Raw genomic sequence first — 21445 nt, forward strand, 5'->3', positions numbered from 1 at the left:
CGTGTGCGCATTACTTTCGGTGCGCGATCTCAGCGTGTCCTACCGTTCCCCGAGCGACGGCGCAGCGGTTCCGGCGGTGCGCGGGGTAAGCCTGGAGGTTCACCCCGGCAGCATGACCTGCGTGGTGGGGGAGTCCGGTTCGGGTAAGTCCACCACGGCCCTGGCCAGCGTGGGGTTGTTGCCGCCGCCGGCCAGGGTTGACGCGGGTAGCATTTGGTTGGGCGGCCGGGAGGTCACGGGTTATACGGAAAAGCAGTGGCGCGCCCTGCGCGGCACCACGGTGGGGCTGGTGCCGCAGGACCCGCATAATTCTTTGAACCCGCTGAAAACCATCGGTGCCTCCGTGGCCGAGCCGTTGGCCATGCGCGGCCGGGATACCTCCGGGGTGATCGACCTGCTTGCCGCCGCCGGTATCGACGATCCCGCCCGCCGCGCCCGCCAGTACCCGCACGAACTCTCCGGGGGCCTCAAACAGCGCGCGCTGATCGCCGCCGCCCTGGCCCTAGAACCGGAACTGCTCATCGCGGACGAGCCCACCTCGGCGCTCGACGTCACGGTGCAGAAGATCATCCTCGATCTCCTGGACTCGGTGCGCCGCGAGCGCGGCATCGGGATTCTCTTTATCACCCACGACCTCGCGGTGGCGGGCGATCGCGCCGATCGCGTGGTGGTCATGCAGCGCGGCCGGGTGCAGGAGGAGGGGCTGGCGGCCACCGTGCTCACCGAGCCCCGCTCCGAGTAAACCCGCCGCCTGCTTGCCGACGCCCCCTCGCTGCGTACCGCGCCACGGGTGGCGTCGGTAGTGCCGCCGGAGGAACCGCCCCTGCTGGAGGTGCAACACCTGGAGCAGCGCTTTGGCGGCGTGCCCGCGGTGCGCGACGTGAGTTTTACCGTGCCGCACGGCAGCACGCACGCGATCGTGGGGGAGTCCGGCTCCGGCAAGACCACCACCGGGCGGATCATCGCCGGCTTTCAGCGCCCCACCTCCGGTTCGGTGCGGCTGGGCGATACCCGCGTGGAGGGCCTGGGCGCGCGGGGCCTGCGGGAACTGCGGCGCAGGGCGCAGTTGGTGTACCAGAACCCCTATTCCTCCCTGGACCCGCGCCGCAGCGTGGGCTACTCCGTGGGCGAACCCCTGCGCAGCATCGGTGGGTTCGCGGCGCGTGGCCTGCGCCGCAAGGTGGAGCAGTACCTCGACCTGGTGGCCCTTGACCCCGCTTTGGCCTCCCGCAGGCCCGCCGAGCTATCCGGCGGGCAGCGCCAGCGGGTGGCCCTGGCCCGCGCCCTGATCGTGGAACCGGAGTTGGTGGTGCTCGATGAGGCGGTCTCCGCCCTGGACGTGAGCGTGCAGGCGCAGATCACCTCCCTGCTGCGCCGCCTCCAGGAGGAATTAGGTTTAACTTACGTATTCATCTCGCACGACCTCGCCGTGGTGCGCCAGATCGCCCACACGGTGAGCGTGATCCACCGGGGCGAGCAGGTGGAATGGGGCAGCACCGCGGAGGTTTTCGATCACCCCACATCGGAATATACCCAGGCCCTGCTGCGCGCCATTCCCGGCCAGCGCTACCGGGACGGCGCGCTCAACCTGGGACTATAGAAAGGACACCATGACGGACATCATCACCACGCTTATCGACGCCCCCACGGCCGCAGAGTTACGCGCCGCGCGCCCCCAGGCCAGGGACAACGCCCAAGAGGCCTTCGAGGCCCTCCTAGAGGGCGAGATTCTGCCGCCCGGTGTGGCCTATGACCTGGCCCTCATCGTGGCGCGCAGCGCCGGGGTGGACAGGGCCGTGGAGTTCTACGCTGACCTCGCGGCGGAGGAACCCGCCCAGGAAACCCCGGCCCTGCGCGCGGCGCGGCACTGGGCCTGGCAGCTGGCCACGCGCCCGGCCTCCGCCAATGCGCTTGACATAGCCGACCTGCCCGGCAGGGGTGGACCCCGGATCAGGTGGTGGCGATGGCGCAATTGATCGGCTTCGTGGCCTTTCAGGTGCGCGTGATCCACGGGCTGCGGGTGCTGGCGGGGGCGTCGCCTGTTGCTGGCTCCGGGGAGCCGGCCTTTGCCGTGCCCACCTACCCCGGAATGCACCGCCCGGCGCACTTCGTGGCGCACTCCCTGGGCTGGCGGCCCTGGGTGCCCCCGGCAGAAAACCTCACCCAGGAACAACGCGCCGCCCTGATTAAACCGGAGCGGGAGAAATCCGAGTACTTCCGGCTCCTGGCCCGCGACCCCCGCGCGCTGCGCGCCCGCACCCTCACCGACCTGGACATCTTCTACAACACCGAGGGCGGCCTGGGCCGCGCCGAGCGCGAACTCGCCGCCACCGTGGCCTCCCGGCTCAACGGCTGCGTGTACTGCGCCTCCGTGCACGCGGGCCGCGCGATCCAGGAATCCCAGCGCGAGGCAGACATACACCGCCTGCTGGACGAGGGCGTGGCGGCTGACCTCGGCTCGCCCCAATGGAACGCGCTGCGCGACGCCGCCCGGGCGCTCACCAACACCCCGGTGACCTTTGACGCCGGGCACGTGGCGGCCCTGCGCGCGGTGGGCTTTGGCGACCTCGCGGTGGTGGACGCGATTAACTCCACCGCCTTCTTCCAATGGGCCAACCGCCTCATGCTGGGGCTGGGTGAACCGGAACTCCGGCGCCGCTTCCGCTAGAGGCTTCCGTATTAAGATACGGCGAGTGAACACCAGCCGCCTAGAGTTCTTCGACTCCCTCGCCACCCGCGCCAGCGCCCGGGTGCTGGCGGCGTATTCCTCCAGCTTCTCGCTGGCCACGCGGCTGCTGGGCCGCCGCGAGCGCGCCGATATTCGCGCGCTCTACGCGATGGTGCGCGTGGCCGATGAGATCGTGGACGGGGTGGGGGAGGAGGCCGGAATAGACGTGGCGGCCTGCCTGGACTCCTATGAGCAGGCGGCGTTGGCGGCCATGCGCAGCCGCTTTTCCCCTGACCCCGTGCTCCATGCTTTTGGCCTCACCGCCCGCCGCTGCGGATTCGAGGAGGAATGGGTGCGAGCCTTCTTTGCCTCCATGTGCGCCGACATTGCTGCCTGCCTCATGAAGCCGCGCCCCATGAATAAGGCGGAGTTTGAGCGCTACGTGTACGGCTCCGCCGAGGTGATCGGACTGATGTGCGTGGCGGTTTTCGTGCAGGGTTTAGAGGTAGCGCCGCACGACTACGAGGTCATGCAGGCTTCCGCTCGTAGGCTGGGCGCGGCCTTTCAAAAGGTGAACTTCCTGCGCGACCTCGGGGACGACGCTCAACGGCTGGGGCGGCGATATTACCCCGTTCCCCTGACCGAGGCGGACAAGAGGGAGATCGTGCGGGACATTCGGGCCGATCTGGCCGTCGCGGAACCGGGCCTGGCTCTCTTACCCCGGGGCGCGCGCCGGGCGGTGCGCCTGGCCCGCGACGTGTATGCGGAACTGCTGGATACCCTGGAACACACCCCGGCAGCGGAAATTACCCGGCGGCGCGTGCGGGTGCCCGCACGGCGCAAGTGGTGGCTGGCGGGGCGGGGCCTGACGGCCGCGCGCGGCGGCCCGGTATCCTGAACCCGAACTGAAGAAAAAAGGGAGTTGAGCATGAGCAAGATCAGTATCCAAACGGTGGTGCCGGCTCCCGCGGGCCGAGCGTATGCCTATTACACGGAGCCACGGCACATCGTGCGCTGGAACTATGCCGACGAGAGTTGGCATTGCCCGGAGGCCATCAACGATCTACAGGTGGGTGGGCGCTATTACGCGCGCATGGAAGCAAAAGACGCGAGCATGGGCTTTGACTTCTACGGCACATACACGCAGGTGCAGGAGGGGGAATCGTTCACCTACGAGCTGGAGGACGGCCGAGCGGTGATGGTGCAGTTCCAAGAAACGGAGCAGGGCACCCGCGTGGAGGTGGAATTCGACCCCGAGCAGGAAAATAGCGAGGACTTTCAGCGCGCGGGCTGGCAGGCCATTCTGGATAACTACGCAGCCTACGTGGGGTATGAGGAATCCGCTTAGTTGGCCTTGGGGGAAAGCGTACCGCCCCACACCCCTACACTTTCACCACCATCTTCCCCTTGTTGCCGCCGCGCATCATGGTGAGAAACGCCTCCACGGCGTTGTCCAGGCCCTCCACCACGGTTTCCTCGTACACTAGTTTTCCCTCCCGCAGCCACGGGATCACCTTGCCCAGGAACTCGGGCGCGATGTCTAAGTGATCGCCCAGGGTGAAGCCCTCCATGCGCAGGGACTTCTTCACGATCTCCGTCATGTTCCGGGGCCCGGCCTCGGGTTTTTCCAGGTTGTATTGGCTGATCATGCCGCATTCCACCAGGCGGCCAAAGCGGTTCATCGCCCCGATGGCGGCTTCTAGGTGATCCCCGCCCACGTTGTCAAAGTACACGTCGATTCCGGCCGGGAGTTGATCCGCAATGGGAGCGGCCTTGTAATCCAGGGCAATATCAAAGCCGTAGCGGTCGGTGAGCATGGCGGTCTTTTCCGGGCCGCCGGCGGAGCCGATGATCTTCCCCGCTCCGAGCAGGCGGGCGATCTGTCCCACGGCGCTGCCCACGGCCCCGGCGGCCCCGGAGACGAATACCGTCTCTCCGGGCTTGAGGTTGCCGATCCGGGTCAGCCCGGCGTAGGCGGTCATGCCGGTGATTCCGAGGATTCCGAGGTAGGCGGAGGGGGAGAGGGAGCCGTCTACGGCGCGGAACTCTTCGGCGGGGCCCTGGGCTACGTCGCGCCAGCCTTGCTGGTGGGTGACCAGGGTGCCCTCGGGTAGGTCTTCGGCCTGGGAGGCCACCACGAGCCCCACGGCGGAGCCGGTCATGGGGGCGTCGAGGGCAAAGGGCGGGATGTAGCTGGGGGCGTCGCTCATGCGTCCGCGCATGTAGGGGTCCACGGAGATGTATTCGTTGCGTACGCGCACCTTGCCCGGTTCTAGCTCGGGGAGTTCGGCGCGCACCGTGCGGAAGTTCTCCGGCTGCGGCCAGCCGGTGGGGCGGGAGGCGAGGTGAATCTGATTGCTGTGCATGGGGCACGATCTTAGGCTTCTAGAATGGTGAGCATGGCAGGCGGGCGTGTGGTGGTTATTGGCGCCGGCGTGGCGGGCCTGGCCACGGCGGCGTTATTGGCGCGTAAGGGGTACCGGGTCACGCTGTGTGAGAAGAACGCGGAGATCGGCGGGCGCGCCGGTTCCTTGGACGTGGCGGGGTTTCGCTTTGATACCGGCCCGAGCTGGTACCTCATGCCGGAGGCCTACGAGCGCTTTTTCGCCCACTTTGGCACCACCCCGGAGCGCGAGTATGGCCTGACCCGCCTTGATCCCGCATACCAGGTTTTCCACGGCGAGCGCCGAGTGGAGGTACGCACCGGGGAGGCGGAGGAGCTTTTCGACGCCGTCGAGCCCGGCTCCGGAGCGCGCCTGCGGGCTTACCTCGATAGCGCCTCCGATGCCTATCGCATCGCCCTGGAGACCTTCCTCTACACCACCTTTGAGCACCCCCTGCGGCTGCTTACCCCGGAGGTGCGGGCTCAGATACCGCGTTTGGTGGGGTTGCTCACCCGGCCGCTATCGGCAAAGACCTCGCGGGTGGCGCGTGATCCGCTGCTGCGTCAGATCCTGGAATACCCGGCGATGTTCCTTTCCTCCCGCCCGGAGCGCATTCCCTCTCTCTATCACCTGATGAGCCACACGGATTTGCGCCAGGGGGTGTGGTATCCCACGGGCGGTTTTTATGCCATTGTGGAGTCGATGGCGCGCCTGGCCCAGGAGGCCGGGGCGAGCCTGCGCCTTGGCTGCGAGGTTACCGGGGTGGAAGTGCGTGCTCGGCGGGTGCGGGGGGTGCACACCGGCCAGGGTTTCTATGCCGCCGACGCCGTGGTGAGCGCAGCCGATCTCCATCACACGGAGACCGCGCTGCTCCCACCCGAGGTGCGCTCCTATCCGCCGCGGTGGTGGAGGCGGCGCGAACCGGGCCCTTCGGTGGTGCTGGCGCTGCTGGGGGTGCGCGGGGCGCTGCCCGGCCTCCGGCATCATAATCTGTTGCTTTCCCCGGACTGGCGGCCGGACTTCGATGCGGTGTTTGAGGGCACGGGTGCCTCGCGTTCCCTTTATGTGTGTAAGCCCTCGGCCACCGATCCGCACGTGGCCCCGGCGGGGCACGAGAATCTCTTTGTGCTTGTTCCCGCTCCGGCGCGCGCCGCCCTGGGGCGGGGGAGCGCCTTTGGGGAGCCTGGCGGCGAGGTGGAGGCGATCGCGGATTGCGCTATCGAACAGGTGGCGCGGGCGGCGGGGGCTCCTGATTTGCGGGATCGGATCGTGGTGCGCCGGACGCTGGGGCCGGGGGATTTTGCGGGCCGATATTATGCCTGGAGCGCGGGGGCAATCGGTCCCGCACACACCCTGAAACAATCAGCTTTTCTTCGGGGTTCACAGGTATCTCACAAGGTTACGGGTCTTTTCTATGCCGGTGCTACCACCCTGCCAGGGGTGGGGGTGCCGATGTGTCTTATTTCCGCCGAGAACATCCTTCAGTGGCTCTAGGCACCCCCATATAGGGGTAAAATTCTTGTGTTGTGTGCAATACATGTAACACCCTCCGAGGAGGTGGGAATATAAAGGTCATAGCGTGAATCCTCGGTGAGGGTGCCCTGACGTGCGCGGGGTGAAAAATGCCTATGAAACCCGGCCGTCGGAGGTGCTCAGACGTCATATGCAAAATTGTTCATGTATTGGTAGCGTGATACGGGTGCCTGAACGGATGCCGAGAAAGAGTCCTGCGTACGTCATCATCGCAGATGAAATGAGAACCTGGATCGAACGCGGCGATTACGCCCCAGGCGACAAGCTGCCCAACGAGCGGCAACTTGTTGAAGAGTTTGGGGTGGCCCGCATGACGGTTCGCCATGCCTTAGATATTCTTCAAATGGAAGCGTTGATTGATCGGCGGCGCGGTCGCACCGGCGGCACCTTCGTCAAGGGAGTGCCGCCCACGGTGGAACTAACCCGCCTGGAGGGGCTGATGATTCAGCTCCGACAGCGCGGCCTTTCCGTGTACTCCAAGGTGCTCAGCGCCACCATGATGGAGGCCACCGTGCGCATATCGCAGTCCCTTCACCTGCCGCCGCACGCCCCGGTGCTGAACATCGTGCGCCTGCGCTCGGTGGATACCACCCCGCTGCTCATTGAGAACAGCTATTACCCGGCGGATTTGGTGCCGGGAATGCTGGAGGAGGACCTCACGGGTTCCCTCTACGAACTCATGCAGAAGCGCTGGGACATGGCCCCCTCCCGCAAGTGGGAGATCATTAGCCCCGGGATCCCCTCCCAATCGGAGCAGACGCACCTGAATATCCCGCGCAACGTGCCCATCATGCGCATTCAGCGCGTGGCTCAATCCAAGGACGGCAGCTACGTGGAATACTCCGACGACGCCGTGCGCTCGGACATCGCCAAGATCAAGGTGGTGACGGAGGAATAACCTCCGCCCGTACCGTTAAGCGGCGTCCACCCCGCGCAGCCGAATGATGCGGGCCACGCGATCCCGGTTCTCCAGGATCAGGCGGCGCAGGCCGGGGGAGGAGGTGGCCTCAATCAGGCTGTCCGCGCGCCCGAGCGCCTCGGGGGTGGCGTCCCAGAACGGGTAGAGGCCGATCAAGGTGCGCTGCGCCATCTCCGAACTCAGGCGCTCCCACACCTGCGGGGCCACCGCAAAATACTCCTGGTTGAACTGCTCCAGCAACGGGGCGGAATCCGGCCAGGTCAGCCCCGCCATCTTAGAGCGGGAATCAAGGTTAGACATATCCCCGGCCACCAGCTCATCAAAAATCTTGCGCTTGATACCCGCCTCCGGTATGGCCGCGTGCGCGCGGAGCGCCGCCTGCGCGCCGGAGGAGGTGCGATCCACCGCGTTGAGTTCCGCGATGGCCACCCGTGGGGCCTCCCCGGTGCCCAGATCCCCGTGCGCGATCACGGCGGTGAGCGCCAGCCAGCGCAGGTCGGTCTCCGTCTCTGGGTTCTCATAGAGGCGGCGCAGGTAGCGCGCGGCCTCCTCGGTGAGCGGGGCGGAGGTGAGCTGGTGGGCAAAGATCAGCGCGGCGGCCTGGTTGTCCTGCTGGGCGCCCGCCACGAGCAGGGAGGAAAGCACCTCCCGGCCCTCGGTATCGGCCCAGGTGGGATCGGCATACAGTGTGACCGCCGCCGTGGCCTGGGCCAGGATCTTCTCCAGCACGGCCAGCTCGGTCTCCTGCACCGCGCCGCGCGCCACCAGGGCCGCGTAATCGCGGGGGCGCATCTGTCCATCGCGCATGGCCTCCCAGGCGGCGGACCAACACAGGGTGCGGGCCATCGGGTCGGCGATCCGCTCGATGTTCTCGAGCAGGAAGCCCTGGGAAGCGTCGTCGAGCCCCATGAGGCAATAGGTGAGGTCGTCGTCGTTCACCAGCACCAGGTCCGCGGCGGGCTGGCCCGCCAGCTCGGGCACCTCGGTACGCTCCCCGTGGAGGTCCACCTCCACGCGGCGGGTGCGCACCACGGCGCCGTCGATCAGCGAGTACAGGCCCACCGCCACGCGATGGGTGCGTGGGCGCTCCTCCTGCACCACCTCGAAGGAGGAGTAGGTGCCATCGGAGACCTCAAAGCGCGGGCGCAAGCGGGACATTCCGGTGGTCTTGAGCCACTGGGAGGCCCAGCCGCTGAGGTCGCGCCCGGAGGCCTGCTCAAGGGCGCGGAGAAGGTCGTCGAAGGTGGCGTTGCCCCAGGCGTGCGCGGCAAAGTGGCGGCGCACCCCGGCAAAGAAGTTCTCCCGGCCCACGTAGGCCTGGAGCTGCTTGAGCACGGAAGCCCCCTTGGCGTAGGTGATGCCATCAAAGTTCTGCGCCACCGTCTCAATATCGGAGGCGTCCGTGGAGACGGGATGGGTGGTGGGAAGCTGATCCTGGCTATAAGCCCACGCCTTTTCCACCGCGGCGAAGGTGACCCAAGCGGTATCATACTCCGTCTCCTCCGCCTGGGAGATGGCCGAGGCCCAGGTGGCAAAGGACTCGTTGAGCCACAGATCATCCCACCAGCGCATGGTCACCAGGTCACCGAACCACATGTGCGCCAACTCGTGCAGGATCGTATCGGCGCGGCGTTCGTAGCGATAATGCGTGGGCTGGGAGGTAAACACGTACTCATCGCGAATGGTCACGCAACCGGCGTTTTCCATAGCCCCGGCGTTGAACTCCGGGACAAAAATTTGATCGTACTTGCCAAAGGGGTAGGCAAAGCCAAAGTTGCGGTGATAGAAATCAAACCCCTGCTTGGTCTCCCGGAAGAGACGATCCGAGTCCAGGTGCGAGGCCAGCGACTTGCGGCAATACAGCCCCAGCGGCACCGTCACCTCCTGGGGCTGCCCCTCCAGGGTTTCCGGGTGATGGGTGAGGGTGCCGCGCCACGTGCTGCGCACCTCCGTGTAGGGCCCGGCGCAGATCGCCACCAGGTAGGTGGAGAGCGGGTAATCCACCGCAGAGGTGTGCGTCAGGGTGCTCTCATCGCGGCGCACCGTGTGCTGGGCGGCGTTGCCGATCACGCGCCAGTCATCCGGGGTATGCACCGTAAAGGAGTACGTGGCCTTGAGGTCGGGCTGGTCAAAACAGGCGAACATGCGCTTGGCGTCAGCCGTTTCAAACTGCGTGTACAGGTAGGTGCGGCCGTCCGCCGGATCCACAAAGCGGTGCAGGCCCTCCCCGGTGCGGGAATAGGCGCAGGTGGCCACCACCCGCAGGCTGTGCTCGCCCGGCTCCAGGCCGGTGAGCGCGATCCCGTTCTCCTCGTGATAGGAGCCATCCGGGTGGGCGCTGGGGCGAATATCGTTGCCGTTCAGGCGCACGCCCTCCACCCGGGAGGCACGCAGGTCTAAGAACGTATCGCCGGGCTGCTTTACCGCAAACTTGACGGTGGTGGTGGAACTGAACTCCCCGGAATCGGGGTCGGTGAGATCCAGGGTGACGTCATAGTGATGCACGTCCAGCAGGGCGGCGCGGGCCTGGGCTTCCTGCTGGGTGAGGTTAATAGAGGTCATGGTTTTCTTCCTTGATTCTTCGTGCCGCTCTTATGGCGCCGTGATGGTGATCCCAGCGCTCTGGACGAGGTCATGGGTGGAGTCCAAGAATGGGCTGCTCCCTACCAGTTTCTGCCTACCACCGTAGCGCGCAGCCCCACCGCTCGCGGCCACGGGTGGCTATCGTGGAGAGAGTCACGCGATACAAACGATACAAGGAGTAACAATGGCAACCCCCGTGACCTTTTGGTTCGACGCTTCCTGCCCGTTCTGCTGGCAGACCTCCCGGTGGATCAAAGAAGTAGAAAAAGTCCGCGACATCGAGGTGGAGTGGGTGCCCATGTCCCTCTCCGTGCTCAACGAGGGGCGCGACCTCGACCCCGACTACATGGAAAAGATGAAGGCCAACTGGGGCCCCGCCCGCGTATTCGCGGCGGTCAAAGCCCAGGAACCCGAGAAGATCGACGCCCTCTACACCGCGATGGGCACCATCATCCACCCCGGCTGCCAGGGCGCCAAGAAAGACTACGGCGCCTACAACGGCGTGATCGCCCAGGCTCTTGCCGAGGCAGGCCTTGACTCGGCTTACGCCCAGGTGGCGGACGGCACCGAATGGGACGCGCGCCTGCGCGAATATCACCAAGGCGCGATGGACGCCGTGGGTGACGAGGTAGGCACCCCCGTGGTCAAGCTGGGCGAAACGGCGTTCTTCGGGCCCGTCATCACCCGCGTTCCGCAGGCCGAACAAGCCGGAGAGCTTTTCGACGCCGCCGTGACGCTCGCCGGATACCCGTACTTCTTCGAGCTAAAGCGGACGCGGACAGAGAACCCGAGGTTCGCGTAATGAAGGTTCACGTAAAGAAGGAGCCAGGATTGAGCGTTCTCATCAGCGGACACACGGGAGCCACGGGCTCCTTCCTGCTCGACCGGCTCATAGCGGACGACGACGTGGCGCGCATCGTGGCCCTGGGCCGGCGCCACGTTACGGCCCTCGACGCCGCGCCCAAGGTACAACAGATAGTGGTAGCGGACATGGCAGACCTCAGCGGGGTTGACCCCGCCGAGGTAGGAGACATCGACATCGCCTTCGACCTCGTGGCCACCCCGCTCAAGGAAGCCTTCAACGGAGAAGAAGCCTATCGCAAGGTCGATGTAGACATCGCCACGGAATGTGCCCGCTTTGCCCGGAGCAGGGGAGCGCGCTTCCTCGGGGCCATCGCGGTAGAGGGCGCCGATTCTGACCGAGACTTTGGCAAAGACTACTCCCGCCCGGCCAAACGAGACTTCATCCGCAACGTGCGGGCAATGGGCTTTGAGCGCATCGCCATGCTCTACCCCGCCTGGGTATCCAGGGAACAGGGATTCCGCCTCAGCGAATTTCTCTTTACCTGGGGTGGAAGAAAAGGCGTCAAGGCCTCCGCGATGGCAAAGGTATTGGCCTGGGCTGCGCAGAACCAAGAGACAGGAGAACGAGCCTACAGCGAGAAGGAGATTAAGCGCATCGCCACGCAGGGGTGAGTTCACCACGTGACGCCGGGACTCAGGCGGAGAATATCGAGTGCTTTAGTGTGCTTTATTCGCTAGGGGGCGGGTTCAGCACCAATGCTCGGGTTATCCATGAAGCGCTTCTCCGCTATAAGTCTGCGGCGATGTAGCCCTAATAGTCGTATTCGGGGTTGTACCCAGGATATTCGTTGGCATCATAGTCAATGGTGGGATCGTTTTTAAGGCGCTCCAGATCTTCCATCCCGAATGCCTTAGGCACCTGTGTGGGGCTGGGCCACACTCCCGGCTCTGTCCAGTTTTCCGGTTCGCAGGCAATTCCATCACCGTCGCGATCTAGTGCGGGGCGATAACCCGGTTGTCCCTCATGGAGGGGGAGCGCGAGAGCGGCTTCTGCCTGCCCGCAGTTGGAGTAATACGTTTCTCCGAGTGCCACGGCCTGGGCGTCTATGGGGTTGGGGTCGTACAGGCTGTGGCCCTCATTGACATTCTCGGACTGCGTTTCCTGAGGCTGAGAGGACTCGGTAGACGAGGCGTCCTCTGGGGTCTCGCTAGCGGTCGCGTTGTCGGGGGCGGTGGTGGGCTCCGCGGTTGTAGAAGCCGTAGTTGAGGTAGTACCGACAGATGCGGTTTGCGCCTCACTGCTGCTGCATGCGGTGACCAATAAGGCGCTGCCAACAATGGCTGTGAGGGCGTGAAGCTTGGGTGCGGTAGGTACGGTCTCTCCCTTCTGTTTGGAACTCTGTACCTATCTTATAGGAGTGTGAGCGATGGGCGTTACACTCTTCTACGGCTCGGGTATCTGTCACCGTCATGCAGGTGTCCTGTGCTGGGGTCGCCTCGCCTGGCAAGAACAAGGAGAACACAAGGTGAGGCCGTGCGTGGGACTGTTTTTGAGGCTACTCCAATTCCATCCGTAGGAAGCCTTCGTTTATATGCTCACGTCACAAGAGCCTGATCAACCTCCCCGGAGACCACATCTAGCCGTTCACGATGCAGTTGATGATCTCCGGATCGGGCCCACACGCGGGGGCCGATATTGGGACTCATTGACATCTGCATGACCGTGATCGTGTGCTCTGTCATTTTGCAGATATTCCCATGAGCATGTGATGCATCGCCTCGGCATCCTCCCAGACGGGGTATACCCCGCCCAGGGCCCGAGGTCTTTCACCTGCACCCAGACTCCATCAGGCGCTGCTGGCAGCAGAGATGGAGGTAATCTCCCGGCTGTGAACCGGGAGGCATTATGCCTGATCCTTGTAGTGGGACAGGGGTGGCGAGAACGTATCCCCCGGAGGGGTCTGGCGCAGGGGCAGGGGTCGTGGTCTTGGCGGTGTCAGCGAGTGCGGTGGCTGCGATTCGCAGACTGGGGTTTATGGGTTCGTTTCTGATGATGTGGTCACAGAACTTAATTGATGCTACCGCATGGGGTATGACACGCGAAGGAGAAAGTGATGTGGACGAAGGGTTTTTGGGTGGATACTGTCGAGCGGGCGATCAAAACCCTGGCGCAGGCCTTGATAGCGGTGCTAGCGGTGGGTACCCCGATCTACGATCTGGCGTGGGGTGAGTCTTTGGGGATTGCGGCGACGGCAGCGGTGATTTCTGTACTGACCTCTATTGTCTCGGTAGGGGTAGGGGAGACGGATACCGCTGCTGCTCTGCCGCGTGGGGAGCGGGACTGATGATGAGGTGGCGCATGATGACGTCGGTGGCACTGTTTTTGTGCCCACGGTGGGTGAGCTCACCGATCCTCACCGTAGGGGTGCTACTGCGCGGGGTATGCCATCTGCCGCCTGATGTGGTGCTCACGGATCACCGCATGGATGTTCTAGATGCCGTCCTACGCCTGCTGGTGTGGGCGGCTCGGTGGGATTATGCCGGGGGCGTTTTTCCTGGTGTGCCTGGTGCTGCATTGTGGGATCGGCCCCACAGTGGGGGTCTGCGTGGCCCTACATTTCCCGTGGGTGCTGTACCTCTCGGCGTGGATACTTGATGAATCCTCGTGCGGGTATGCCACGACATGTACGTATTTCATGGTGGTGGCCTTGGCATATTGGGTTTTAGGCCGGGTCATGGTGGGAGGTGAATCTGTGGGCGTTGAGCTGATCAGCTTAGCCGGTATCGTTTTGACTGCGCTATTTGGTCTGGCTGGGTCATGGGTGAGTAGTAGGGGTGCCAAGGAGAAATCGGTCTCAGAGCAGTACAAGGCCTTGGTTGATGATATTCAGGAGTGGACGGAGACCCGTCTAGCGGAGCGCGATGAGCGCATTGAGGAGTTACGCAAGGAAACGGAGATGTTACGTGCGTCCCTGGCTAAGGTGGAGGAGGACATGCGTTTGTGGCGGGAGCGGTACCGCGCGGCTGTGGATTACATCGTCCGCCTGCGTGACATGATTCCTGCGGCACGTCGCCCGCAGGTGCCGGAAGTCTTGCACGGCGACCTCTCTGAAAAGGAATGATGCTTCGTATCTGAGATGGGGAGCGGCATCAACAGAAGAATAGAATCTGGGACTAAGCGTTATCGGCGTGAGATTTGGCAGCCTCTCTAGTCAGAATTTGATTGCTCTTTGCTCGCTATTGCGGAGCAGATTGTGGAACTCGTATGAAATTTTTTCTTCCACATATCACGCCAAACGATGAGGAGATGTTGTGTTATCCCCAACTCGGCAGCGATACGAGCAGGGTGCGGCCCGTACGTTTGTTCTGCCAATGCATATTCGGCAGCGGAAATGAGGAGTCGTGCGGCATATCTGTCTGCTTCTTTCTCGTCACGAGAATTATGTCCTGCGGGGTGGCCACAATGGGCATGTCCAAGTTCGTGAGCAAGAGTGCAGCGTGCCTGTACCTCAGTGAGATCGTGTCGCAGGCTAATGCTTCCCCGCGCAGGGATCCATTTTCCTTTTGGATTACCGACATGCCATTCCACACTGATTCCGCTGTCCTCTGCTAAGTGGATCAGATTTTCAGTCGATAGGTTCTTCGCCATGCTCCCACCTCAGCTCATCTTCATCCGGTGAATGATCGGCAGCGTAGAGCTCCTCCGGGACAACGGGGGTAATTTGAGTACCCCCGCTTGTTCGGTTTCGCTGGTCACGAGCATTTTCCAAGCTGATGGCGGCAGGGATTGGGGGGTCGTATTTTGAAGTGCTGCCCTTGACGAGGTTGGTGATCTCTCCAGCCCGAGACGTGGGGTTGAGCCGTCGTGCAAGTTCTATTGCCAGCGCGCCATTTTCCACGTCCTTCATCAGCTCTCCCTCGCGTTTCACATGAGCGCGAATCTCCAAGTCTGTGAGGTACCGGTACTTCAAGAGTCCTTGCAGTGGGTTTACTCCGAATGCTCTACATAGAGTGATGATCTCGCTTGCGTTGAACTCGTTTGCTACTAGACGACGTGTCGCTGACGCACGGGATATGCCAAGGGCACCACCGACCTCGTCGGCAGTCACCCGAATACCGGTCGTGGCGTGTATCCACCTCCGTAGATCTGTCATAGAGAGTAGCATACTGTGTCAATATTGATACATCAAGCCTCGCATGTGCAGCCGATATGTAGAAATTTGCATACATTGCCGACTCATAGACTTTACAGACGGAGAGTTATGGTGCATACTTGTACCATCGTACCGTTAGGAGGCTTTCAGGTGAGTCATTTTCTTATCAGCTTGGATGAACTGGACAGAGTTCGGAAAATTCATGGGCTCAAGCACATGGCAGATATTGCTCGTCACACTCGCATGGGGCGATCTACTTGGAACAGGGCAGTGACTACGAGACGGCCGACGCCTGATGTGCTCAATGCCTTGGCCTCAATGGGGGCACGCCCCGGAAGAATCCTGGTCCTTGCAGATGTGGAGCATGCTGAGCGGCTAGAAAAATCTTGATGTTTTTACTTACATGTTAGGGAAGGATGTCGAGTGAATATTTTGGCATTTGTGTTGCTGTATATTGCAATCGTAGGAATTGCTGTCTCGTTAGTAGCGTTTATTACATATTTAAATTACGGAAGTATCTATATGGAGATTTAACGAACTTAGGGTGTGAGTGTGGCCTCAATGGGGGCGGAGAATGCTGTGATAGTAGTACGATAATTTCACGGATTCATGTGCGACCAAAACTATGAGGGTGAGATAAGGTTTAAAATAAGGCCTATGCGATTCAATTGGGATAAATAGTGGAGGGAAATAAAATGTTCTGGAAGGGTATTGATGAAAAGTTCCATTCATCATGGAAGAATGGTGCCCTTAGTAAGGATCAGAAACTTGCCGCTGCGGGGTTATGGACGATAGCTGGCTCATGGGTTGTGAACCAAGAAACTGATGGATTCGTTCCAGGGTACATGATTAAAGTATGGGGAGCTACACGCGAGCTGGCTGAGGCACTCGTACATATGGGGTTATGGGACCGTAAAATTAACGGCTTTACTTTCATTTCTCAGGATGAACATGGTGCGATTTGTTTATGCTTGGAAAGCGATAGTGTGCAGGATTGTAGCCAAACTAAGTGTGGAAAAGAAGGTTTGCCGAAAAATAATTGCTGTTTAGTGGAAGGAGGAGGTTGTGATTCTTCTGAGGGTGTTGTGGGTGAAGCTGGTTGCCCTTCTTTAACTCGACCTGACCTTCTTTATTCATTTGCAACTGGCACTCTCAATGGATCGACCCCATCGGACTTTCTGGATCTTCAAGAAAAATTATACCTACAGAGGGGTGGTTAAATTTGTTAGAGGTGTGTATGATTACCGATATTGGCTGCCGGAAAATTTTTACCACGGGTGATGTTATTCTGCCACCCGTATATTTCAATGAAAATAATTAGTAATGCGCCGTTGAACCCTGCTGAAAATTTGTGCAGTATTAATTAACGTGGAGTGTACTGTGCTCCGTATTTTGATTTGGTTATATAGTGGCTTGCGTTAGCATTGTGGGTTTTGCTTATGAGACTGTCGATATGGAATCTTTGCTAATCCTTACTTCCAATCAATCGTCCATAGAAATTCTATACCACTGACGGATAGTAATCCATAAATGATTCTAAATTCTTGAGGGGAAGCAAAATGGGAGATTTATGATGAACCTAAACCGCCCCACACTTAATTAATTATGTTCTTATGGAGAGAGTTTTCTTTATGTCTAAATGTCTACGTGTTGGATGCTGGTATCCACGTGAGGATCCAGATCTTTACGGAATCGGTCTTTGCTCAACTCACTATGCTCAGATGTTTGCCGGAACTATTGGTGCAGATTATGACCCTTCAGTGAAGGAATTTCCTATTGAACAAGCTGCGGAACTCATAGAATCCGAACGGTATCCGGGTGAGAAAGATAGACCGCTCGCCAGGCGGCTCGGGATCTCTAAAGATATTGTTTATCGAACTAGCAATAGGAAGTGGTTGGTCCTTCGGTCTGCCACATGGGAAGAATTAGCGGAGGCGGTAGCGCGTGTGCGCTATGAGCGGCTTTGCTTAGGTGGAGAGGCTGACCTTTCACTGTGTGCATGAGGTAGCCGTGAGAGGGTGGGAGATGGTTACGGCCGTAAGCGATTAAAATATGCCTATGAACTGCGAAAATGATTCAGAAGGAGAGTGCTTTGTCGCAGACTGCCGCTCCATCTTGAAGATGCTGTTTACTTGTGAGTGAAAGGAGGAAAGATGAAAAATTGGAAAACACTAGAGACCGACAAGACCAAGCTGACGAACAAGAACTTCACCGCCGGTCGCGGAGGGCAGCGCATCTCGTATATTGTGAAGCATCACAATGCCGCCAACCCATTAACAACGGAAGAATGCTGGAATACGTGGCAAATTCGAGAAGCAAGCGCTCACTATCAGGTGGAGATAGATGGCACCATTGGACGGCTTGTAAAGGATACGGATACCGCCTGGCACGCCAATAACCTTAAGGCAAACCAGGAGAGTATTGGTATTGAGCACGCCAATAGTGCAGGGGCAGATCAAGACTATCCTATCTCAGATAAGACCATTGAGGAGGGTGCTCATCTAGCCGCAGCGTTATGCGTCTATCACAAACTGGGACGCCCTGAATTTGGCAAAAATATCCGCGACCACCGCGAAATAAGTGGAACTTCTTGCCCGTATCACTTGGCTCAAGGTAGGCGGCATCACGACCACTGGATGCTGCGAGCTCAATACTGGTATGACCAAATGACCAATTCCCATTCTCAGGGAGGAAATAAAATGACCGTACTATCTGGCGTTTCTGCCGCCGCACTTAATGACACTAAGCATGCAGCCTGGAAGGCTCTCGATAACTCCGCCGATAACCGCACTCAGCTACGTGGACCTAATGATCAGGGCTGGAATGTTGATGATCTCGTGGGTTATGCCCGCAAGCGTGATGGAGCATTGAAGAAGGGGACTCTTGTCGAACTTCTTGCCGTGTCCCTCCATGAGCAGCGCGCATTGGCTGCGGAGGTAAAAGCCTTGCGCGGAGATGTTGCTGGAATCAAGAAGCGCTAAGATCTTATAATATCTAAGCTCCCACCACGGATTGTAGTATTGATTCAATTTTGAATCAATACTACGATCCGTTCCTATAGGTATGAGCGTCCTGTTATATTTACGGAGTCCCCCAAAACCTGGAATGCGTTTTTATTGCCCTAGTATAGAGGTCGCTTCGCGATATCCGAATATGAATAACTGGGTATCATTCTGCAAGCGTGTTGCCCCAAGTGGGCAGGTGGCAGGAACAATGTATCTGCAATGTGAGTGGGCATTTTTCTTACAACTGGGGAGGTGGTCCGGGAACGCCTGGATCAGGCTCATAGTCAATATTGGGATCATTCATTAATCGCTGAATTTCTTCTCCGCTATAGGCTTGCGGCAGTTTAGTAGGTGTCGGCCATGCCTCATGCTCTGGCCAGTTCTCAGGCTCACAGGCAATACCATCACCATCACGATCAAGAGCCTCACGATAACCAGGCTCACCCCGATGAAGAGGAAGAGCACCATCTGTGAGAGCTTGCCCACAGTTGGAGTAATACAGCTGACCAACCGGGGTGTCCTGCGCATCCCCAGGATTAGGATCATAAACACTAGGCCCCGGAGTGCCCTGCTGCGCATCCCCCTCGGACTGTCCCTGCTGTCCACTAGTGCCACCACTTGCGGCTGTCGCATTGCTGTCCTGGGCACCCGCCCCGTGGGAAGCGCCATTATCTTGGCCCTGCGCGGATGCCTGCGTGGTATTGTTCGTAGCGCCATTGCCCTGCTGCCCAGTGCCTGTGGGGCTTGCGCCTACAGAAGCGGCAGGAGTAGCACTACTCGGCTCTTGGGCCTGCGGCTCTCTACTGGCTTCGGCCGCTTGGCCAGCAGCCGCACTGGCAGAAGCATCGAGTGGCTCCGTGCTAGCGGGGGTGGTGGAAGTAGCCGAGGTTGTGGAGGTAGAAGACGCGGTTGTCGTGGTGCTCGTGGCACTCTGCGCGGTGGGTTCGGTTTCTCCGTCGGTGCTACCACAGGCGGTGGCCAACAGGGCACTGCCAACGATAACGGTAAAGGCATGAAGCTGGGTTACACGGGACACGGTTTCTCCCTTCTGCTTGGAACTCTGTACCTATCTTATAGGAATAAGAGCGATAGGCGTTACACCTTGCAGCAAACCCCGAAACCCCTCACCAACACGGCGATGCCCCACGGGAGGGTAAGGCAAAACGCGAGGCCGCTTTTCCGAGCCCCGGTAACAGGGCTGGAAAGCAACCTCGCGCTTGTGCACTCAATCCCGATAAAAGGGGGATTAGCAGTCAGCCTCACCGGAAGCATCATTGCCACCGGCGGCCTGGCCGCCGCCGAACAGGCCGTTCAGGCCACCGAGGGTATCCACGATGCCCTTAGCGGTATCCACGCCCTTCTTGGCGTTGTCCAGGCGCTTGCCGGTCAGCTCGGCCTTCTCCATCTCGGAGGGCTGCTTGGCGTCCTTCTGTGCGGCAGCAGCCTCGGGGGAGAGGGTCTGGCCGGGGAGGAAGGAGGGGCGCTCATCGGCCATCGCGGGGGCGATGGTGGCGGAAGCGGCCACAGCCAAGGTGGCGGCGCTAACGGCGAACTTACGAGACAGCTTCATCTCTCACGTTCCCTTTCGTGTGTTTCTGACATGTCATGCAACGGAAAAATACGCACCCCGCATAGGGGTAGCGGGGCGTGCGGTTTTCGTTACGGTGGCCCAGCATAACGCTTATTGCGCTTGAGTGGTAAAGGAAAAGGTTACAGGCGGGTAAATTTTTCATACCAATTCGGTCAACCGCCGCTGTTTGTGTACCTGGCCAGGGTGAATGGCTTTGGGGCGGGTTGTGTGGAATCTTTCCCAAAAAGGATAAGGTATATGCAATCCTGTCATAGCCATTTCTTTTGTTTCGGCGGTGCCGCCCGGGGTCCCTAGCGAATCTAGATTAGGGTCAGATAAAACGCTGCACGGAATAGGTGCCGTTTTCATCGTGGGACACGCCCGTGCCCATGTGGGTGGCCTCGGGGTCGAGGAGGTTATTGCGGTGCCCCTCAGAATCGAGCCAGTCCTGTACCACGTCCTGCGCGCTGATCTCCGCTCCGTAGAAGTGGATGTTCTCTGCGAAGTCCCCTTCGGCGTGTTCAAAGATTCCGGTGGTGCTCATGGTCTTGGCCCACTGCGCGGATTCCTCGTTGAGCGTTGCGTCCATCTCTAGGGGTTGGAGCCCGTGCTCCTCGCGCACCTGGTTGGTGCGGTCGTGGATCTCTTGCGCGGTGGCGCTTTCGGCCACGGCCGCGCCGGCGGGTTCATCGGTGCTGGGGCTGGTGGATACCGCCTCTTCCTGTACCTCCTCGGCGGGCCCGGACTCCTCGTGCAGGATCGTGACGTCGGCGGCGTCGGCCTCGGGGGCGTCGTTAAGCACGCCGAGTGCGGCGGGGCTGGCGGCGAGTGCTGCGGTGCCTGCTGCTTTGGCGGCGGTGGAGGTGCTCATGGTTTCTCTTTGGGTCGTGGGAAAACTCTCGGAAGAGACGTTCGAGTACCTTGCCGAGTGTACCGCGCGATTGCGCACCTCGCAGGAGCGTTTTCTTATAGAATTGCCGCCATGCGCGTATATGTAGGGGCGGATCACGCCGGTTTTGAGTTGAAGAACGTCATCGTGGAGCATCTTCAGGGTGCGGGGCACGAGGTTATTGATTGCGGGGCCCATGCCTATGATCCCGAGGACGATTACCCGGCTTTTTGCATCGAGGCCGCGCAGCGCACGGTGAACGATCCCGGTTCCTTGGGCATCGTGCTGGGTGGCTCTGGCAATGGCGAGCAGATCGCCGCGAACAAGGTCAAAGGTGCGCGCTGCGCGTTGGCGTGGTCGGAGGAGACGGCGCGCCTGGCCCGAGAGCACAATAATGCGCAGCTCATCGGCATTGGCGGCCGCATGCATTCGCAGGAGGAGGCGCTTGCGATCGTGGAGGCCTTCCTGGGGCAGGAGTGGTCGCAGGCAGAGCGCCACCAGCGTCGCATTGACATTCTGGCGGATTACGAGCGCACGGGGATCGCGCCCACGGCTTAAAATAACGTCCGCCCACGCCAGCGCTGAGCGACGCCGCCTCGGGCGATGCCGCAACGAGCGGCACGCGGTGGTGCGGCGTTTGGTATCGCACCCTGGGTGCGATACACTGCCAGTCACGTCAGGGGAACGTCGTATAGTGGCTAATACCTCAGCCTTCCAAGCTGAAGACGCGGGTTCGATTCCCGTCGTTCCCTCCAGGTCTTAGGCCCTGTCGCATCGGCGGCGGGGCCTTTAACCTACCCCGATGTATGGGGAGTTTGGAAGCGGCCGGTAGAGTGGCGGCCTGTACGGGGCGTGGCGCAGCTTGGTAGCGCACCTGCTTTGGGAGCAGGGGGTCGCAGGTTCAAATCCTGTCGCCCCGACGTACACATGTATTCA

At 60.7% G+C, this 21445-nt stretch carries 21 protein-coding genes, 2 tRNA genes and 1 pseudogene; 16 read left to right on the forward strand and 8 right to left on the reverse strand.

Annotated features, from left to right (window positions below; all coding sequences use genetic code 11):
• The first annotated feature begins 1 nt into the window (after position 1).
• The 5 genes and pseudogenes from Cocul_RS00630 (at position 2) to Cocul_RS00650 (ending at position 4016) form a co-directional block, all read left to right on the forward strand.
• Positions 2–1600, forward strand: a pseudogene (locus tag Cocul_RS00630) (dipeptide ABC transporter ATP-binding protein).
• Positions 1601–1610: 10 nt separating this feature from the next.
• On the forward strand, positions 1611–1976 hold the full coding sequence (locus Cocul_RS13065; RefSeq protein WP_055121389.1) for a carboxymuconolactone decarboxylase family protein: 366 nt from the start codon (positions 1611–1613) through the stop codon (positions 1974–1976).
• On the forward strand, positions 1964–2668 hold the full coding sequence (locus tag Cocul_RS00640) for an alkylhydroperoxidase domain protein (RefSeq protein WP_055121390.1): 705 nt from the start codon (positions 1964–1966) through the stop codon (positions 2666–2668). Before Cocul_RS13065 ends, Cocul_RS00640 begins: the two co-directional genes overlap by 13 nt.
• A 25-nt stretch (positions 2669–2693) precedes the next feature.
• Complete coding sequence (locus Cocul_RS00645; RefSeq protein ID WP_055121391.1) at positions 2694–3566, forward strand: phytoene/squalene synthase family protein; 873 nt, start codon at positions 2694–2696, stop codon at positions 3564–3566.
• Positions 3567–3596: 30 nt separating this feature from the next.
• Positions 3597–4016 carry an SRPBCC domain-containing protein gene (locus Cocul_RS00650; protein ID WP_055121392.1) on the forward strand — a complete coding sequence of 140 codons (420 nt, stop codon included), beginning with the start codon at positions 3597–3599 and terminating at the stop codon, positions 4014–4016.
• Between the two features lie 34 nt (positions 4017–4050).
• On the opposite strand, the gene Cocul_RS00655 is transcribed toward Cocul_RS00650, so the two are convergent.
• Entirely contained in the window at positions 4051–5034 is a 984-nt protein-coding gene (locus tag Cocul_RS00655) for an NADP-dependent oxidoreductase (RefSeq protein WP_055121393.1), read from the reverse strand.
• Between the two features lie 24 nt (positions 5035–5058).
• On the opposite strand from Cocul_RS00655, the gene crtI reads away from it, so the two are divergent.
• Both crtI and Cocul_RS00665 read left to right on the forward strand, forming a co-directional pair.
• Positions 5059–6546: a phytoene desaturase family protein gene (gene crtI, locus Cocul_RS00660; protein WP_055121394.1), complete on the forward strand. Its 1488-nt coding sequence runs from the start codon at positions 5059–5061 to the stop codon at positions 6544–6546.
• Between the two features lie 259 nt (positions 6547–6805).
• Entirely contained in the window at positions 6806–7483 is a 678-nt protein-coding gene (locus Cocul_RS00665) for a GntR family transcriptional regulator (RefSeq protein ID WP_055121395.1), read from the forward strand.
• 15 nt (positions 7484–7498) lie between these two features.
• Here Cocul_RS00665 and pepN read toward each other — a convergent pair whose 3' ends face one another.
• A complete protein-coding gene (gene pepN, locus Cocul_RS00670) occupies positions 7499–10066 on the reverse strand; it encodes an aminopeptidase N (protein WP_055121396.1) in 2568 nt (855 codons plus the stop codon).
• A gap of 205 nt (positions 10067–10271) precedes the next feature.
• Between pepN and Cocul_RS00675 the strand changes: the two genes are divergently transcribed.
• The gene (locus Cocul_RS00675) at positions 10272–10889 is read left to right on the forward strand and encodes a DsbA family protein (RefSeq protein ID WP_055121397.1); all 618 of its coding nucleotides are present in this window, start codon (positions 10272–10274) and stop codon (positions 10887–10889) included.
• On the forward strand, positions 10889–11563 hold the full coding sequence (locus tag Cocul_RS00680) for an NAD-dependent epimerase/dehydratase family protein (protein ID WP_055121398.1): 675 nt from the start codon (positions 10889–10891) through the stop codon (positions 11561–11563). The genes Cocul_RS00675 and Cocul_RS00680 overlap by 1 nt, the downstream gene beginning before the upstream one ends.
• A 139-nt stretch (positions 11564–11702) precedes the next feature.
• Here the strand turns inward: Cocul_RS00680 and Cocul_RS12695 are convergent, their stop codons facing one another.
• Positions 11703–11984 (reverse strand): excalibur calcium-binding domain-containing protein, encoded by a 282-nt coding sequence (locus Cocul_RS12695; RefSeq protein ID WP_245622057.1) that lies wholly within the window; start codon positions 11982–11984, stop codon positions 11703–11705.
• Positions 11985–13005: 1021 nt separating this feature from the next.
• Between Cocul_RS12695 and Cocul_RS00685 the strand changes: the two genes are divergently transcribed.
• Positions 13006–13236, forward strand: a complete 231-nt coding sequence (locus Cocul_RS00685; protein WP_055121399.1) for a holin — start codon at positions 13006–13008, stop codon at positions 13234–13236.
• Between the two features lie 150 nt (positions 13237–13386).
• The gene (locus Cocul_RS00690) at positions 13387–14013 is read left to right on the forward strand and encodes a coiled-coil domain-containing protein (RefSeq protein ID WP_055121400.1); all 627 of its coding nucleotides are present in this window, start codon (positions 13387–13389) and stop codon (positions 14011–14013) included.
• Between the two features lie 86 nt (positions 14014–14099).
• On the opposite strand, the gene Cocul_RS11600 is transcribed toward Cocul_RS00690, so the two are convergent.
• Positions 14100–14540 (reverse strand): ImmA/IrrE family metallo-endopeptidase, encoded by a 441-nt coding sequence (locus Cocul_RS11600; protein WP_082422091.1) that lies wholly within the window; start codon positions 14538–14540, stop codon positions 14100–14102.
• Positions 14518–15045 carry a hypothetical protein gene (locus Cocul_RS12115; protein WP_150114283.1) on the reverse strand — a complete coding sequence of 176 codons (528 nt, stop codon included), beginning with the start codon at positions 15043–15045 and terminating at the stop codon, positions 14518–14520. Before Cocul_RS12115 ends, Cocul_RS11600 begins: the two co-directional genes overlap by 23 nt.
• A gap of 695 nt (positions 15046–15740) precedes the next feature.
• Between Cocul_RS12115 and Cocul_RS12120 the strand changes: the two genes are divergently transcribed.
• Positions 15741–16265 (forward strand): hypothetical protein, encoded by a 525-nt coding sequence (locus Cocul_RS12120; RefSeq protein ID WP_150114284.1) that lies wholly within the window; start codon positions 15741–15743, stop codon positions 16263–16265.
• A gap of 933 nt (positions 16266–17198) precedes the next feature.
• Positions 17199–18026, forward strand: a complete 828-nt coding sequence (locus Cocul_RS11610) for an N-acetylmuramoyl-L-alanine amidase (RefSeq protein WP_082422093.1) — start codon at positions 17199–17201, stop codon at positions 18024–18026.
• 262 nt (positions 18027–18288) lie between these two features.
• Here the strand turns inward: Cocul_RS11610 and Cocul_RS12700 are convergent, their stop codons facing one another.
• From Cocul_RS12700 to Cocul_RS11620, 3 genes are all read right to left on the reverse strand, one after another.
• Positions 18289–19086, reverse strand: coding sequence for an excalibur calcium-binding domain-containing protein (locus Cocul_RS12700; protein ID WP_082422094.1), 798 nt, complete (start codon positions 19084–19086; stop codon positions 18289–18291).
• Between the two features lie 210 nt (positions 19087–19296).
• The gene (locus tag Cocul_RS00710) at positions 19297–19620 is read right to left on the reverse strand and encodes a hypothetical protein (protein ID WP_055121404.1); all 324 of its coding nucleotides are present in this window, start codon (positions 19618–19620) and stop codon (positions 19297–19299) included.
• 331 nt (positions 19621–19951) lie between these two features.
• Positions 19952–20491, reverse strand: coding sequence for a CAP domain-containing protein (locus Cocul_RS11620; RefSeq protein ID WP_055121405.1), 540 nt, complete (start codon positions 20489–20491; stop codon positions 19952–19954).
• A gap of 111 nt (positions 20492–20602) precedes the next feature.
• Between Cocul_RS11620 and Cocul_RS00720 the strand changes: the two genes are divergently transcribed.
• The 3 genes from Cocul_RS00720 to Cocul_RS00730 all read left to right on the forward strand — a co-directional run bounded on the left by Cocul_RS00720 (position 20603) and on the right by Cocul_RS00730 (position 21429).
• On the forward strand, positions 20603–21067 hold the full coding sequence (locus Cocul_RS00720; RefSeq protein WP_055121406.1) for a ribose-5-phosphate isomerase: 465 nt from the start codon (positions 20603–20605) through the stop codon (positions 21065–21067).
• Positions 21068–21189: 122 nt separating this feature from the next.
• A tRNA-Gly gene (locus tag Cocul_RS00725) sits at positions 21190–21264 on the forward strand.
• A gap of 91 nt (positions 21265–21355) precedes the next feature.
• Positions 21356–21429 (forward strand) — tRNA-Pro (locus Cocul_RS00730).
• Positions 21430–21445 lie beyond the last annotated feature (16 nt).

It is taken from the genome of Corynebacterium oculi (assembly GCF_001412105.1).
Classification (GTDB): Bacteria; Actinomycetota; Actinomycetes; order Mycobacteriales; family Mycobacteriaceae; genus Corynebacterium; species Corynebacterium oculi.